Origin of the sequence: Nocardia sp. NPDC051030 (genome assembly GCF_040683015.1) — a bacterium.
In the GTDB taxonomy this organism is placed as follows: Bacteria; Actinomycetota; Actinomycetes; order Mycobacteriales; family Mycobacteriaceae; genus Nocardia.
The window spans coordinates 73249-87225 of record NZ_JBFBCD010000007.1 but is presented as its reverse complement, the minus strand read 5'-3'; the positions used below and the strand labels follow the sequence as shown (position 1 = coordinate 87225).

Genomic DNA, 13977 nt, shown 5'->3' with positions numbered 1-13977 from the left:
GAGCACGTAGAGACAGAGCACGTAGAGACAGAGCACGTAGAGACGGGGCATCTGACGATGGATCGCTGGGTCGAGTTCGCCGAGATCGACAATGTCCGGGATCTCGGCGGGCTGCCCGTCGAGGGCGGCGGCACAACACGTTTCGGTGTGGTCTTCCGCTCCAGCACCCTCCAGCAGGCGACCGGCGACGACCTGTCGCATCTCACCGGTGAACTCGGCCTGCGCACGGTCATCGACCTGCGCCTGCCGGACGAGGTGGAGCGAGAGGGTTACGGCCTGATCGCCGATGCGGGCCTGCACATCGCGAATCTGCCGATTCGCAAGTCGCCCCAATCATCGCTGGCCGCACGGGATCTGGTGCCGGACAAGACACGCGTGGATCTGACCGAGCTCTACGGCCAGCTCCTCGCGGGCAGCGGCGAGCACATCGTCGAATCCGTGCGCCTGATCATCGATCCCGACCGCCGCTCGGTGCTGTTCCATTGCGCCGCGGGCAAAGACCGCACCGGCGTGCTGGCCGCGGTCCTCCTGGACGCGGTCGGCGTCGCCGCCGAGGTCGTGGCCGATGACTACGCGCTCACCAACTTGCGCATGCAGCGCGTGCGCGATCGCCTGGACGCATTGCCCTCCTACGAGGGCCTCCCGCAGGTGAATACCGGAATCCTCGCCGTCACCGCCGAGGTCATGCTCGGATTCCTGGACAATGTCCAAGCCGAATACGGCGGCAGTGCCAAATGGCTACTGGCTCAGGGGCTTTCCGAGGCCGAGCTGGGGCAGCTCCGCGAGGCCCTGGTCGGCCCCGCCTGAGTCTCGCGGCAGTCCCGAATATCCAGCAATGACAATGGCCCGGAATCACCAGGTTCCGGGCCATTTTCGGTCAGTTCGTGGGACCAGAGGAGAAAAGCGGCCGGATATCGCCGAATTGGGTGCCGCACGACTGGCAGGCCCACCGCGGCGATCCTTGCCCGAGCGCGGCCCCGCCCAGCACGATCTCTCCCCGCTCGGCCTGCTCGAGGGCGGAAGCGGCGGGCTGGCCGTACATGATGGGCGTCGCCGCGGTGCCGCATTTCGGGCACGAGGGTTGGTCGTTCATCACCACAGCCTAGTGTGGTCCCGCGCGCCCACGTACCGCCGCGGTAAAGCAGCGGGTGAATTCTGTGTCGGTAGGGTGGCCGGGGTGAGCTGGGTTACCAGGTTCCTGTGGGACCACAACGCCTTCTATCACCGCCTGATGCTGCGACGACTCCCGTCGTCGTGCACGCGAGTCCTGGATGTGGGTTGCGGGGCAGGCGCTTTCGCGACCGCGCTGGCTCGGCGTGTCGAGAAGGTGGACGCGCTGGACCGTTCGGAAGTCATGATCGCCGAGGCACGCCGGGTGGTCCCACCGAATGTGACGTGCATCCTGGGCGATGTCCTGACCGAACCGCTGCCTCCCGAAACCTACGACGCGATCACCTCGGTCACCGCCCTGCACCACCTCCCGCTCGATCAGGCCCTCCCGATATTCGCGCGCGCCTTGCGCCCGGGCGGAGTGCTCGTGGCCATCGCCCTCCCCAAGGCCGATCTGGCGCGTGAACTCCCGATCGAACTGGTCGCCATGGTCGCCCAGCGCGTCTTCGCCGGTACCTTCTTCCTCCTGCGCAAACTGGGACTCGGCACCTGGTACGCCAGGGAATCCACGCACGATGTCATGCCGGTGGTGCTCGACCCACCCCTGACCACCCGCGAGGTGCGCGCTCAGGCGAGCGCCCTACTCCCCGGTGTCCGAGTCCGCCGCTTGCTCTTCTGGCGCTATCTCCTGGTGTGGCACAAGCCCTGAGGAATCTCAGGAAATATGGGGAATTCGACCCATACCGCCGCCGGTCGTTCGCCCATACGTTTCTCCTCACCCCCGTGATCAAGGAGAAATGTGCTCGACCCCATCGCCTACGGGCTGGCAATCCTGCTCGACCTGCTCATCATCTTCATCGGATTCCGCTTCTTCCTGGTGCCCGACGCCGCGGCCACGGCCTTCGGCGTCCCCGCCAAATCCGACGGTGACGCCGGCGCCTACCTGACCGTCAAGGGCCTGCGCGATATCACCTCCGGCGTCATAGGCCTGGCCGTCCTCCTCTTCGCCGGAGCCCACCCCGCAGCCTGGGCCATGCTGGCCGTCGCCCTCACCCCGTTCGGTGACTGCGCCATCGTGCTCCGTCACGGCGGCACCAAGGCCGCCGCCTTCGGCATCCATTTCGCCACCGCAGTGGTCGTGCTGATCAGCGCGGCCCTGCTGTTCGCCGCCTGAAACCGGGAGTTTCGACATGACCGACAACGAACTACGCACTGTGGTCGAGGGCCGCGTCTGGCTGCCCGGTGACGAGGATTTCGATCGCGCCCGGCAGGCCTGGAATCTGACCGTGGAACAACCGGTGGCGGCCGTGGTGGAAGCCCGGGACATCGATGATGTGGTCGCTCTGGTGCGCTATGCCGGACGGACCGGGGCGACGGTGACCGTGCAGCCCAATGGCCACGGTGCGTCCGGCAATGCCGAGTCCGCGATTCTCTTGCGCACCAACCGCTTCGACGAGATCTCGATCGATCCGGACCGGCGGGTCGCCCGGGTCGGCGCGGGTGTTTCCTGGGGGCGGCTGCTGGCGGCCGCCGAACCGCACGGCCTGATCGGCCTGGCCGGAAGTTCGCCGGTGGTCAGCGTGGTCGGCTACACGCTGGGCGGCGGCATGTCCTGGTTCGGCCGCAAATATGGCCTCGCATCGGACAGTGTGCGCGCCTTCGATGTGGTCGACGCGGACGGCAATCAGGCGCACGTGACGGCGGAATCCGATGCCGAGCTGTTCTGGGCGCTCCGTGGCGGCGGCGGTGACCTCGCGATCGTCACGGCCCTGGAGTTCGAGCTGTACCCCGCGCCGAATCTGTATGGCGGGCACATCATGTGGTCCGATGATCATTCCCAGGAAGTTCTGGCGGCCTATCTCGAGATCATCCGGCAGGCTCCGCCCGAACTCTCGGTATGGATCAACAGGCTGAAATTTCCCGGCGCTCCGGGCATTATCGCGATCGCGGTCACCTATCTCGGCGATGCCGTTGCGGGGCAACGACTGCTGAGCGGCCTCGACACCATCGACGGCGTGATGGTGGACAGCCGCGGGCCGCTGGCCCCGTCGAATCTCGGCGCGGTGACCTCGGAGCCGACCGACCCCGGCCCGGGCATCATCCGTTCGGAGCTTCTCACCAGCCTGGACGAACGGACCCTTGAGGTGCTGTTCACCGAATCGATCGAGCCGCTGATCGGCGTGCAGCTGCGACACCTCGGCGGCGCGTTCACCGAGCCGACCTCGGGTGCGCATCCCGCAGTCGCCGAACCGTTTTCGGTGTACCTGCAAGGCCTCGGGCCGACCCCGGACGCGGCCGACGCGGTCCGTGAAGCCCAGCGCCGCATCATCGCCGACCTCGGTCCGCGGGTGAGCGGCCGAAAGCCGTTCACCTCCTTGATCTCCGGCGATACAGTCGCCTCCACCTTCGACGACAAGACCGTCGATCGACTGCGCGACCTCAAGCGAATTCGAGATCCGCACAACATATTCCGCGCCAACTACCCGGTCCTGCCGACACCGCTCAGGATCGTCTCTTGAGGAAGCTCTACTTCGCGGCGGCCCTGTACACGCTCCTGGGGTTGGCCGCCGGGCTGTACTACCGCGACCTCACGAAGGCCCACGACTTCACCGGCCGTACCGAACTCGCGGTGACCCACACCCATCTACTCGCCTTGGGAACGCTGTTTCTGCTGATCGTCATCGCCCTGGAGAAGCAGTTCGCGCTCTCGGAGACCAAGACCTTCCCCTGGTTCTTCTGGACCTACAACGCCGGGGTGCTGTGGACGACCGTATTCATGACCATCCACGGCACCCTGACGGTCCTCGGACAGGAAGTCAGCGCGGTGATTTCGGGTCTGGCGGGCCTCGGACACATCCTGCTGACCGCAGGCTTCCTGCTGTTCTTCATCTGCCTGTACCGCCCGGTCACATCGCAATCCGATCGGGCACACAGCACACCTGTTCACCAGTCGCATCAAGCAATCTGAGAATCGAGTCGATATGACATCGGAAAGAACGACCATTCTGGTAACCGGGGGCACGGGGAAGACCGGGCGGCGGATCGTGGAGCGGTTGCGGGGACTGAACCTCGACGTGCGAGTGGGATCACGCAGTGCCGCATTGAGTTTCGATTGGGAGGATGCCGATACCTGGCCGGGTGCGGTGCAGGGTGTGCGCGCGGTCTATCTGTCGTACTTCCCGGACCTCGCAGCGCCCGGAGCGACCGACGTCATTCGGGCGTTCACCGAGGTCGCGGTGCATGCCGGGGTCGAGAAGCTGGTGCTGCTCTCGGGTCGCGGTGAAGCCGAAGCGCAAGCCTGTGAGCAGATCGTGGTGGACTCCGGGGTCGAATGGACCGTTTTGCGGGCCAGTTGGTTCAGCCAGAACTTCAGTGAGAACTATTTGCTGGAGCCGGTATTGGAGGGGCAGGTCGTGCTGCCGGTCGGTGACGTGCCGGAGCCGTTCGTGGACGCGGACGACATCGCCGAGGTGGCGGTCGCAGTGCTCACCGGCGAGGGTCACCACGAGAAGATCTACGAACTGACCGGGCCACGGCTGCTCACCTTCGCCGAGGCCGTCGCGGAGATCTCGGCCGCCGCCGGACGTCCGGTCGAGTTCATTCAGGTCAGTGCGGACGACTATGCCGCCGCGCTCACCGAGGCCGGTCTCCCGGACGACACGGTCGGCTTCCTGATCTACCTGTTCACCACCGTCCTGGACGGCCGAAACGCCCGGGTGGAGACCGGCGTGGAGCAGGTGCTCGGCCGGTCGGCGAGGGACTTCGCCGACTACGCCCGAGTGACGGCGGATACCGGAATCTGGAAGGAAGGCCAGCTGTGAGGACTTGGATGACGGGCGCGCTTGTCGCGTCGACGCTTGTTTCGGGGCTGATGGCGGGGTTGTTCGCGGGATTCGCGTACTCGGTGATGCCCGGGTTGAAGAAGAGTGGGGATCACTCGTTCGTCGAGGTGATGCAGAACATCAATGTGGCCATTGTGAATCCGCTGTTCATGACCTTGTTCATGGGCGGTCTGGCGGTGGGTGCCATTGCGGTGCTGGGGCTTTGGCGGGGAGCGGACAATCGTTTGCGGATTTGGCTGTTCGCGGGGCTCGGTTTCTATCTGGTGATGCTCGGAATCACCAGCGGGATCAATGTGCCGCTGAACGATCAGCTGGCCGCCGCGGGTGACCCGAATCAGATCGATCTGGGCGCGGCCCGGTCGGCGTTCGAGGACAAGTGGGTGGTGTGGAATATCGCTCGCGCGGTCGTCAACGTGGCCTCCTTCGCCAGCTTCGCGTGGTCGCTGGTGCTGCTCGGCCGGGTCCGGAATTCCGCACCGCAGGTCAGTCCAGTTCCAGCCGCGCCAGGGCGACCCGGCTGGTGACGCCGAGTTTCGGATAGGCCCGATACAGGTGGTTCCCCACGGTTTTGGGGCTCAGGAACAGCTGGGCGGCGATCTCCTTATTGGTCGCGCCCGCGGCGGCCAGCCGAACCACTTGGAACTCTTGGGAAGTGAGCAGGGCGGCCAGGTTCGAGGGGTTCCGGTCGCTCATGCCGACGCCGGCCGCACGCAGTTCACCGCGTGCGCGCTCGGCCCACGGTTCCGCGCGGAGTCGTTCGAAAGTCTCCAAGGCCGAACGCAGGTGCGTGCGGGCCTCGGTCTTGAACCGCTCGCGGCGCAACCATTCCCCGTACAGCAGTCCGGTGCGCGCATGGTCGAACCAACGGCCCTCGGCGGCATGCAGTGTCAATGCCTGTGCGAACAGCTCGCCATCGTCCTCGAGCATGGCTCGGCAGCGCAGGACGTGTGCTTGAATCCAGGCCAAACCCGTTGCCGCCGACCACCGTTGGAGTATGTCCAGCGGATCTCGCGCGCGCTCCTGGGCGCGCAGCCGGACGGCGGCCTCCACACAGTCGCTCATCAGATGAATCCGTTGGCCGACGGCACGATCCTGGTTCCGATAGATCGCCTCGATTCGTTCCAGTGCCTCCTCGTGACGGCCGTACCCGAGATCGAGCAGCGCCAGCGCCCAGCCGGCTCGGGACGCTATGAGCGCATTGAAGCCGCGGTCCGCCTGCCGCAGCGAGTGTGCGGCGAAGTCCCGGCAACGTTCCTCCTCGCCTCGGACGGCAGCGACGATGGAAAGGATGGACTGGGCGTGCCCGACCTGACCCGGTTGCCCGATATCCTCGGCGATCCGCAGCGCATCGCTCAGCGTCGCCTCCGCCTCGCGGATCCGGCCGAGCAGTAACTCCACCCGTCCGAGGCCGCAGCCGACGGTGGGCAGCCAGCCCACCATTCCCCGGTCCCGGCACTCGGCGGCCAACCCCGCCAAGATTTCTCGCGCTTCGTCGAGATCGCAGACCATGATCGATTGCACCGCCAGGGTGAACCGCAGGGGAGGCGGTCCGCCGCACATCGACATGGCCTGCGCGACATTCGCGCGGATCAGCCGCACTCCGGCCGCCGGATCGGGCGAATACAGTGCGAGCGGGCCGTCGATGATCGTGAGCATGCCGTCGTGCAGTGGGCCGGTGGATATTTCGGCCAGCCGCGCCCGCGCCGTTCTCGCCCCGGCCAGATCGCCTGTGGGCCAGGCGGTGTGGGCGGCCTCGACCAGCATCGTCGCCGCCATATCCGGGTCGATCGGGGCTACCCGCACGGCCGCACCGAGCAGCAGCTCGTAGGCGACCGGCAGCGTGCCGCGGTCTATTTCGATCCTGGCCTGCACCGAGGCCAACCGTGCGGCGGCGACCGGGTCCGCTGTCAACTGCTTGGTCTCGGCGATCAGTCCGAGTGCGCATTCCAGGCGGCCCGCGTCGGCGGCGGCCTCAACCGAGAGCACCAGACGACGCAGCCGATCGGCCGGGTCCGGCGAGAGTCGCGCCGCACGCTCCAGCATGAGACAGGCTGTGGCATAACCAGTTCGGTCGCGCGCGTGCTCGGCGGCCTCCTCCAAGGCGGCGGCGACATATTCGTCCGGACCGCTCGCGGCACCCGCGAGGTGCCAGGCCCGCCGATCGGGATCATCGGTGAGCGCGGCGGCGATCGCGGCGTGTACGGCGCGCCGCTCGGTGAACGTGGCGAACTGGTAGACGGCCGAGCGCCGGAGTGGATGGCGAAAGGTGATCGACTGCTCCGAAACCACCAGCATGCCGGTCGGTTCCGCGGCCGCCAGCACCTCATCCGTCAACCCGAGACCGGCCAGCACCCGCAATACCAGACCCAGGTCACCGGTCTCCTCGGCGGCCGCGACCAGCAATGCGGTGCGGACCGATTCAGGCTGATTCACGAGATGGCACTGATAGCCCCTGCGCAGCCGCTCCGGCAACGGCAGCGGGCCGATAGGAAGCCGGTCCAGATTCATTGCGGGCATTTCCAGCAGGGCCAGGGGATTCCCCGCGGCCTCCGCCAGCACACGATCGCGTACCTCCGGCCTCAGCCCGGGTGTACTGGCCGCCAACAGTTCTCGTGCGGCGGCCGCGTCGAGTGCAGGCAGTCGAAGCTCCGGCAGACCTTGTGCGGCGAACTCCTCGCGCCCGCCGAACAGGATGACGACGCGCTCATCACCCAGTCGGCGCGCCGCGAACAACAAGGCTTCGATGGAGGGCAGATCCACCCACTGGGCGTCGTCCACCAGGCACAGCACAGGCCGCTCGGTGGAGACCTCGGCCAGCAGCGTCAGCATTCCCAGACCGACCAGAAAACGGTCCGCGGCCAAGTGTGGCCCGAGCAGTCCGAAGGCGCCACGCACGGCGTCGGCCTGGGTCTGCGGCAGCGTGTCGAGCTTCCCCATGAAGGGGGCGACCAGCAGCTGCAGCCCGGCGAACGGCAGCTCCGATTCACACTCGACGCCCGTGCACCGCAGTACCTGCCACGTCTGCTCGACCGAGCTCGCCGCATGCTCGAGCAGTGCGGATTTGCCGACGCCCGGTTCGGCGACAATGACCAGGGAGCCGCTCGAGCCCTGTTCGGCTTTCTCGAGCAGCGTTCTGATCTGCTGCTCTTCGCGGGCCCGACCGTATAACACAGCGTCAACCTAGCAACTCCGCACCGCCCGCCGCGACCTGCGCACCGGTGGCCGATCAGTCGATGACGATCTTGCCGTCCACACCGGGCGCGAGGATCGGGAACATCCGCTCGGCTTCGGCCTGAACGGCCGCTTCCTCGGCGGCCGAGAGCGGATGCCACGGGGTCACGCGAATCGTCTCGCCCTCGAGCGCCCATTTGCCATGCACGAATCCATCGACGAGATACATGGGGACACCACCGGAGGCCACCTTGGCGATACGGGCGCGGTCCTCGGCGCTGATCACTCGGCTGCGGTCACGGTGTCCCTGGAGCGCATTGTCGAAGGCGGGCAGGAAGCGAACCGGGGCAGGGGTATTCGAGTCGGCGAGTGGGGCGTCCGGCAGGTCGAAGAGTTCGCGGCCGGTGTCGTCGCGGAAGACCCGCAGTTGCGGACGCAGCCGCGCGAGGACCTCCGCGAGGCGGGTCGTCCCCGACCAGGCCTGCACATCGGCGACACTCGCCGGGCCGAAGGCGGCCAGATAGCGCAACACCATGGTTTCCGGCTGCGGCCGCTCGGCGAGCGGCGCGCCGATCCATTCCTCGGCGAGGGAGACCGAGACATACCGGCCGCGCCACCCACCCCAGGCTCCTGCGGCGGCGTCGTGCGCGAGCGGGTGCAGGATGCCGAGCAGGTGCATGAGTTTTCCGGAATCCCGGTTCGGGAAGCGCTCGGCCAATGCGCGGCCCAATTCACGTCGTGGCAGGGTCTTTCCGACGAGGAGTTCGCGTCCGGCCGAGGCGAATTCGTCCAAGTCCAGCCCAGGCATGACGTCGCAGAAATACGCCGTCCCCAGAGTCGCGGTGGGGTCCGGGCGCACGGTCGGGAACAGCCAGCGGTAGTCATCGGCGGTGGTCAGGTGGACGGTACGGCGAATCGTGGTGGCGCGCATCACGGTTCGATCCTCGAGCACGGCGGCGAGATCCTCGTGGCGGAAGTCGTTGAGCCGCGCCCACATCCCGATGTATGGCCAGTTCGGCTCCTGCGCCTGTACGGCGATCACATGCCGGATGAGGTCGGCGACGGGCATCGATACCCGTTCGAGCAGGTGCTGACGCAGCAACAGGGTTCGGTTCAGATCACGCAGCGAGAGTTCCGGCATGAATTCAGTGTCTCGGGGATATAGGACAGTTTCCGTCCTAATCTTGGAGAGGTGCGCCGAAAGGTTTCCGCGGGGCGGTTCGAGCGGATCTACGACCCGAGCGATCGGGTGGGGGAGCCGTGGTACATCAATGATCACAGCGTGATTCGAGGTGCGGACGGGGTGTGGCTGGCCCCTTGATCTTCCCGGGCTGAGTCGATTCTGCGGATTTCGGGCATGGCCGCCGGGCTGAGCTGGGATTCTGGAGGGGAGTCGAGAGTCCACCCAGTGCGGGGAGGCAGGCATGGCCGGTATCGGCGTTATCAGCATTTTGGACGGCCGCGACTATGTGCACGGGGGCATTGTCGGACATATTCACGCCGTTCCCGGTGATCACCGGGCGACGGTGCGCGCGGCCTGCGAGCTCATGGGCGTCATGCTCGACGAATTCACCCGGGCGGGCTGACATGCTCCTCGGCATCGATATCGGCACCTCCGGTTCCAAGGGCGTCCTGGTCGACCGGCACGGCATGGTCGAGTTGAGAGCCGAACGACCGCACCGGGTTTCGACACCCCGGCCCGGATGGGTGGAGCATGATGCGGAGTCGGTGTGGTGGGCGGACTTCGTCGCCATCGCGCGTGAGCTGGTGGCAGCCTCCGATGGTGAGCCGCTGGAGGCGCTCGCGGTGAGCGGGATCGGGCCGTGCCTGCTACCCGCCGATGCGACCGGGCGACCGCTGCGCCCGGCCATACTGTACGGGGTCGATACCCGCGCCGGGCTCGAAATCGCCGAGCTGGAAGCGGAATTGGGGTCCGACACCGTGCTGGAGCGTGCGGGCTCGCCGCTCACCAGCCAGGCCGTCGGCCCGAAACTACGCTGGCTCATCCGCAATGAGCCGCAGATCTGGCGTGAGACGCGAATGCTCTTGATGGCCAGCTCATTTCTGGTGCATCGATTAACCGGACGGTATGTGCTGGATCATCAGTCGGCCAGCCAGTGCGTCCCCATGTATGACCTGATGGCCTGCGACTGGGCCACCGATTGGGCCGAATCCGTCGCGCCCGGCCTCGAGCTACCCGAATTGGCCTGGCCCACAGAGATAGTCGGCCGCGTCACGCGTGAGGCGGCAGCGGCGACCGGCCTCCCCGAGGGCCTCCCGATCACCACCGGCACCATCGACGCGTGGGCCGAGGCCGCCGGTGTGGGCGTGCGCGCCCCGGGCGACATCATGATCATGTACGGCACCACCATGTTCCTGACCCAGGTGCTCACCGAACCCCGCCCGCACCACGGCCTCTGGACCACCTGCGGAACCTGGTCCGGCACATACACTTCCGCAGCGGGCATGGCCACCTCCGGTGCGGTCACCGACTGGCTGCGCTCACTCACCGGCAGCGATTTCACCGATCTGGTCGATGAGGCCGCGCACGTCCCGCCCGGCAGTCGCGGCCTGCTGGTGCTGCCCTACTTCGCGGGTGAACGCACCCCGCTCTTCGACCCCGACGCGCGCGGCATGATCACCGGGCTCACGCTCACGCACCAGCGCGCCGACATCTACCGGGCCGTTCTGGAAGGCATCGCCTACGGTGTCCGCCACAACCTCGAAGCCATGGCGGAAGCGGGCGGCCACGCCTCGCGTCTGGTGGCCGTCGGCGGCGGCACCAAGGGCGGACTCTGGACCCGCATAGTCTCCGACGTCACCGGCATGCCGCAGCAATTGCCCGCCGATACGGTCGGCGCGGCCCTCGGCAATGCCCTGCTCGCGGCCGAGGCGGTCGGCCTGGACACCTCCGCCTGGAATCCGATCATCACCACCATCGAGCCCGATCCCGCCCGTACCGCCCACTACGACCTCTACTACCGCCACTATCGAACCCTCTACGAATCCACGCGCGCCACAGCCCATTTCCTCGCCGCCGAACAGCACCGCGCCGCCGGATCGGATGTCTGACGCGCCGCCCGGCCCGGGTGATTCGCGCCCTGCACAATGGCTGCCTCGAGGACCTGCTCGATCGAGTCGAACGTGAACTGACCGGCACCGTGCGCACCCCCGCCCGCCGCAGCCGCTACGTCACGCTGCTGCTCCGGGCCGGAGTTATGTGAAACGGAGTTAGTACAAAATTCACCCCGAGGTGGTATGACTTGCCGGTGGCATGGACATTGCGGCTCAGCGAGAGTGAAGAGGCTGCGCTGAGCGCGCAGGCGGTGGCGGAGGGGCGATCCAAACAGGAGATCGCCCGGGACGCCATCCGCACCTATATCACCAGGGAGGAAACCTGGGATGGATACCTGGAGGACGGTCCGGTCGTCTACGGGTAATAGGTGTCCCGAATTTCCGTGTAGCGCTGCCGGATCGCCACCCCGACGCCGATCGAGATCGATGAGAAGTCGGTGCCGAGCGGCGCGGGCCAGCGAGGTGGGCGTGGTCCGCCGCGCAGCGCCCAGGCCGCCTGCCGGGCGGCACCCAGGGCCACGTACTCCCCGGGATCGGGCACGGTCACGGTGCGCCCGAAAATCGTTGCCGCGGCATGCGCGATGAGCCGCGAGCGCGACGCCCCGCCGATCAGCAGAATTCGGCGCGGGGTACTGGGCAGCCGGTCGAAGGCCTCGGCGATATTGCAGAGCATGCCCTCGATGGCGGCCCGGGCCAGCAGATGCGGGCGCATGGTGTGCGGGCGCAGGCCGTGCAGGCTGCCGGTGGCGTACGGGAGATTCGGGGTCCGCTCACCTGTCAGATAGGGGAGCAGGGTCAAGCCCTCCGCCCCGGCGGGCGATTGCGCCGCAAGCACTTCCAGGCCCGACACATCGGTGCCCAAGAGGATCGCGGCCGAATCCAGCACCCGCGCGGCATTGAGCGTGCACACCAGCGGCAGGAACGCGCCGGTGGCATCGGCGAAGCCGTTCACCGCGCCGGAGGGATCCGAACTCGGTGTCGCGGCCCGGGTGAACACCGTCCCGCTGGTGCCCAGCGACACCACCACATCGCCGTCCTCGATGGCCAGACCCAGTGCGGCGGCGGCATTGTCGCCGGTGCCCGCCGCCACCATCCGGCCGCCGGGGGTGTGCCCGGCCACTTCGGACGGGGCGAGCACCCGCGGCAGTCCGGGGGTCCGGCCGCGGAATGCCATGGACAGCAGGTCGTGCCGGTAATGCTCGTTCGCGGGCGACCAGTACCCGGTGCCGGAGGCGTCGCCGCGATCGGTGGTGGGTTCGGTGTCCGGATCGCCGCCGCGCAGCTGCCAGGTGAGGTAATCGTGCGGCAGCAGGACCCTTTCAGTGCGGTCGGCGAGTTCGGGTTCGTGATCGGCGAACCAGCGCAGTTTGGCAATGGTGTGCGCGGCCAGGGGCACGCTGCCGACGGCATCGGCCCACGCCTGTGGCCCGCCGAGTTCGTGCACCAGTTGCTGGGCGGCCTCGGCGGAGCGGGTGTCGTTCCACAACAGCGCATCCCGCACCGGATGCCCGGCGGCGTCGAGCACCACCAGGCCGTGCTGCTGTCCGGCCACCGCAATGGCCTCCACATCGCGCATCATTCGATCGCAGGCGGCTCTCAAGGCCTCCCACCACATGTCCGGCGGCACCTCGGTGCCGTCGTGATGCGGTATCTGACGCTGGCGCAACACCGTTCCGGTGTCGGCGTCGCACACTACGATCTTGCAGGACTGAGTGGATGAATCCACTCCGGCGACGACCGTCATTGGCCTCTACCCGTCTATCGCGCAACCCGTCGGGGATGCAGCTGGATCTTGCGTCCGGTGCCCGCGCGGAAGGTCCGCAGGGCATCGCCGAATTCGTCGAGCGCGTAATCGTGGGTGATCATGGTGTCCACGTCGATGACGCCCTCGCCCATGAGATCCACGGCCCGCCCGAAACTGTGCAGGACCGCCATCGAGCCGACGATGGTGATCTCGTCGTTGTAGATGCGGAAGGGGGAGATCGCCGCCCGCGCCGCCGCGGGGGCGACGCCGAACTGCTGGTAGGTGCCGCCGCGCCGCACTCGCGACAGCCCATCCTCGATCGCGGCGATGGTGCCGCTGCAATCGATCACGATCTCCCAGCCCTCCGGTCTGTCCAGATCGTCCGCCTCGATGGTCGCGGCGTCCGCGCCGAGCGTGCGCGCGACGGCCAGTCTGTCCGGATTGGTGTCCACCATCGACACCGATGCCGCCCCGGCGGCCATGGCCAGTTGCAACATGAGCAGGCCCATGGTGCCCGCGCCGTAGATCAGATAGTGCGAGCCCAGTTGTCGTGGCAGCACATCGAATCCGTGCACCGCGCACGAGAGTGGTTCCACCAGTGCGCCGTGCGCGGCGGGCACATGCCCGGGTAGCCGATAGCAGTTGGCGGCGGGCACTTTCACGTATTCGGCCATCGCACCGTCCACGGTGTCGCCGATCGCGCCCCAGTTCTCGCAGAGGTTGCCGCGGCCGATCGCGCAGAAATGACATCTGCCGCAGAACAGCGAGGGATCCACCGCGACCCGATCACCCACGCGCACTCCGGCCGCGCCGGTCCCGAGTGCGACCACCTCCCCGGCGAATTCGTGGCCCGGGACGATCGGATAGGGGGTGGGCGGGAATTCGCCCTCGACGATATGGATATCCGTACCGCAAATCCCCACCGCGTCAACGCGAACGACCGCTTCTCCGGCGGCCGGTAAGGGGTCCGGCACGGTTTCGACCGAGAACTGTCCAGGCTTCTCGACGAGCAACGCACGCATAGCAATACCATGC

General features: G+C 67.3%; 17 protein-coding genes. 12 read left to right on the top strand and 5 right to left on the bottom strand.

The genetic code is table 11. The annotated features are described in order from the left end of the window. Window positions 1-57 precede the first annotated feature (57 nt). Entirely contained in the window at window positions 58-807 is a 750-nt protein-coding gene (locus tag AB0N05_RS24015; RefSeq protein ID WP_364698080.1) for a tyrosine-protein phosphatase, read from the top strand. 70 nt (window positions 808-877) lie between these two features. Here AB0N05_RS24015 and AB0N05_RS24010 read toward each other — a convergent pair whose 3' ends face one another. Further along, a complete protein-coding gene (locus AB0N05_RS24010; protein ID WP_364698079.1) occupies window positions 878-1093 on the bottom strand; it encodes a hypothetical protein in 216 nt (71 codons plus the stop codon). 84 nt (window positions 1094-1177) lie between these two features. On the opposite strand from AB0N05_RS24010, the gene AB0N05_RS24005 reads away from it, so the two are divergent. The 6 genes from AB0N05_RS24005 (at window position 1178) to AB0N05_RS23980 (ending at window position 5476) form a co-directional block, all read left to right on the top strand. Then, complete coding sequence (locus AB0N05_RS24005) at window positions 1178-1819, top strand: class I SAM-dependent methyltransferase (RefSeq protein ID WP_364698078.1); 642 nt, start codon at window positions 1178-1180, stop codon at window positions 1817-1819. Window positions 1820-1909: 90 nt separating this feature from the next. Beyond that, complete coding sequence (locus AB0N05_RS24000) at window positions 1910-2284, top strand: DUF4267 domain-containing protein (protein WP_364698077.1); 375 nt, start codon at window positions 1910-1912, stop codon at window positions 2282-2284. Window positions 2285-2300: 16 nt separating this feature from the next. Then, complete coding sequence (locus AB0N05_RS23995) at window positions 2301-3629, top strand: FAD-binding oxidoreductase (RefSeq protein ID WP_364698076.1); 1329 nt, start codon at window positions 2301-2303, stop codon at window positions 3627-3629. Then, window positions 3626-4078 carry a DUF2871 domain-containing protein gene (locus tag AB0N05_RS23990; protein ID WP_364698075.1) on the top strand — a complete coding sequence of 151 codons (453 nt, stop codon included), beginning with the start codon at window positions 3626-3628 and terminating at the stop codon, window positions 4076-4078. Before AB0N05_RS23995 ends, AB0N05_RS23990 begins: the two co-directional genes overlap by 4 nt. A gap of 13 nt (window positions 4079-4091) precedes the next feature. Next, window positions 4092-4931, top strand: coding sequence for an NAD(P)H-binding protein (locus AB0N05_RS23985; protein ID WP_364698074.1), 840 nt, complete (start codon window positions 4092-4094; stop codon window positions 4929-4931). After that, on the top strand, window positions 4928-5476 hold the full coding sequence (locus AB0N05_RS23980; protein WP_364698073.1) for an anthrone oxygenase family protein: 549 nt from the start codon (window positions 4928-4930) through the stop codon (window positions 5474-5476). Before AB0N05_RS23985 ends, AB0N05_RS23980 begins: the two co-directional genes overlap by 4 nt. Here the strand turns inward: AB0N05_RS23980 and AB0N05_RS23975 are convergent. Together AB0N05_RS23975 and AB0N05_RS23970 are read right to left on the bottom strand one after the other, a co-directional pair. After that, entirely contained in the window at window positions 5436-8123 is a 2688-nt protein-coding gene (locus AB0N05_RS23975; protein WP_364698072.1) for a LuxR family transcriptional regulator, read from the bottom strand. The two genes, AB0N05_RS23980 and AB0N05_RS23975, sit on opposite strands and share 41 nt — an antisense overlap. 55 nt (window positions 8124-8178) lie before the next feature. Next, window positions 8179-9264: a winged helix DNA-binding domain-containing protein gene (locus AB0N05_RS23970; protein WP_364698071.1), complete on the bottom strand. Its 1086-nt coding sequence runs from the start codon at window positions 9262-9264 to the stop codon at window positions 8179-8181. A 51-nt stretch (window positions 9265-9315) separates the two neighbouring features. On the opposite strand from AB0N05_RS23970, the gene AB0N05_RS23965 reads away from it, so the two are divergent. From AB0N05_RS23965 to AB0N05_RS23945, 5 genes are all read left to right on the top strand, one after another. Beyond that, on the top strand, window positions 9316-9444 hold the full coding sequence (locus tag AB0N05_RS23965; protein ID WP_364698070.1) for a hypothetical protein: 129 nt from the start codon (window positions 9316-9318) through the stop codon (window positions 9442-9444). Between the two features lie 103 nt (window positions 9445-9547). Then, window positions 9548-9709: a hypothetical protein gene (locus AB0N05_RS23960; protein WP_364698069.1), complete on the top strand. Its 162-nt coding sequence runs from the start codon at window positions 9548-9550 to the stop codon at window positions 9707-9709. Between the two features lies 1 nt (window position 9710). Then, complete coding sequence (locus AB0N05_RS23955) at window positions 9711-11195, top strand: FGGY-family carbohydrate kinase (protein ID WP_364698068.1); 1485 nt, start codon at window positions 9711-9713, stop codon at window positions 11193-11195. Window positions 11196-11212: 17 nt separating this feature from the next. After that, window positions 11213-11347 (top strand): hypothetical protein, encoded by a 135-nt coding sequence (locus tag AB0N05_RS23950; protein ID WP_364698067.1) that lies wholly within the window; start codon window positions 11213-11215, stop codon window positions 11345-11347. Between the two features lie 45 nt (window positions 11348-11392). Further along, window positions 11393-11563, top strand: a complete 171-nt coding sequence (locus tag AB0N05_RS23945) for a CopG family transcriptional regulator (protein ID WP_364698066.1) — start codon at window positions 11393-11395, stop codon at window positions 11561-11563. On the opposite strand, the gene xylB is transcribed toward AB0N05_RS23945, so the two are convergent. Together xylB and AB0N05_RS23935 are read right to left on the bottom strand one after the other, a co-directional pair. Next, a complete protein-coding gene (xylB, locus tag AB0N05_RS23940) occupies window positions 11554-12942 on the bottom strand; it encodes a xylulokinase (protein WP_364698065.1) in 1389 nt (462 codons plus the stop codon). The genes AB0N05_RS23945 and xylB overlap by 10 nt on opposite strands. Before the next feature lie 14 nt (window positions 12943-12956). Next, window positions 12957-13964, bottom strand: coding sequence for a zinc-dependent alcohol dehydrogenase family protein (locus AB0N05_RS23935; protein WP_364698064.1), 1008 nt, complete (start codon window positions 13962-13964; stop codon window positions 12957-12959). Between the last annotated feature and the right edge of the window lie 13 nt (window positions 13965-13977).

Coding starts and splice junctions, on each gene's coding strand:
- AB0N05_RS23985 (WP_364698074.1), top strand. CDS start 4,092: ATGACATCGGAAAGAACGACCATTCTGGTAACCGGGGGCACGGGGAAG.
- xylB (WP_364698065.1), bottom strand. CDS start 12,942: ATGACGGTCGTCGCCGGAGTGGATTCATCCACTCAGTCCTGCAAGATC.
- AB0N05_RS23970 (WP_364698071.1), bottom strand. CDS start 9,264: ATGCCGGAACTCTCGCTGCGTGATCTGAACCGAACCCTGTTGCTGCGT.
- AB0N05_RS23955 (WP_364698068.1), top strand. CDS start 9,711: ATGCTCCTCGGCATCGATATCGGCACCTCCGGTTCCAAGGGCGTCCTG.
- AB0N05_RS23960 (WP_364698069.1), top strand. CDS start 9,548: ATGGCCGGTATCGGCGTTATCAGCATTTTGGACGGCCGCGACTATGTG.
- AB0N05_RS24015 (WP_364698080.1), top strand. CDS start 58: ATGGATCGCTGGGTCGAGTTCGCCGAGATCGACAATGTCCGGGATCTC.
- AB0N05_RS24010 (WP_364698079.1), bottom strand. CDS start 1,093: ATGAACGACCAACCCTCGTGCCCGAAATGCGGCACCGCGGCGACGCCC.
- AB0N05_RS23995 (WP_364698076.1), top strand. CDS start 2,301: ATGACCGACAACGAACTACGCACTGTGGTCGAGGGCCGCGTCTGGCTG.
- AB0N05_RS23935 (WP_364698064.1), bottom strand. CDS start 13,964: ATGCGTGCGTTGCTCGTCGAGAAGCCTGGACAGTTCTCGGTCGAAACC.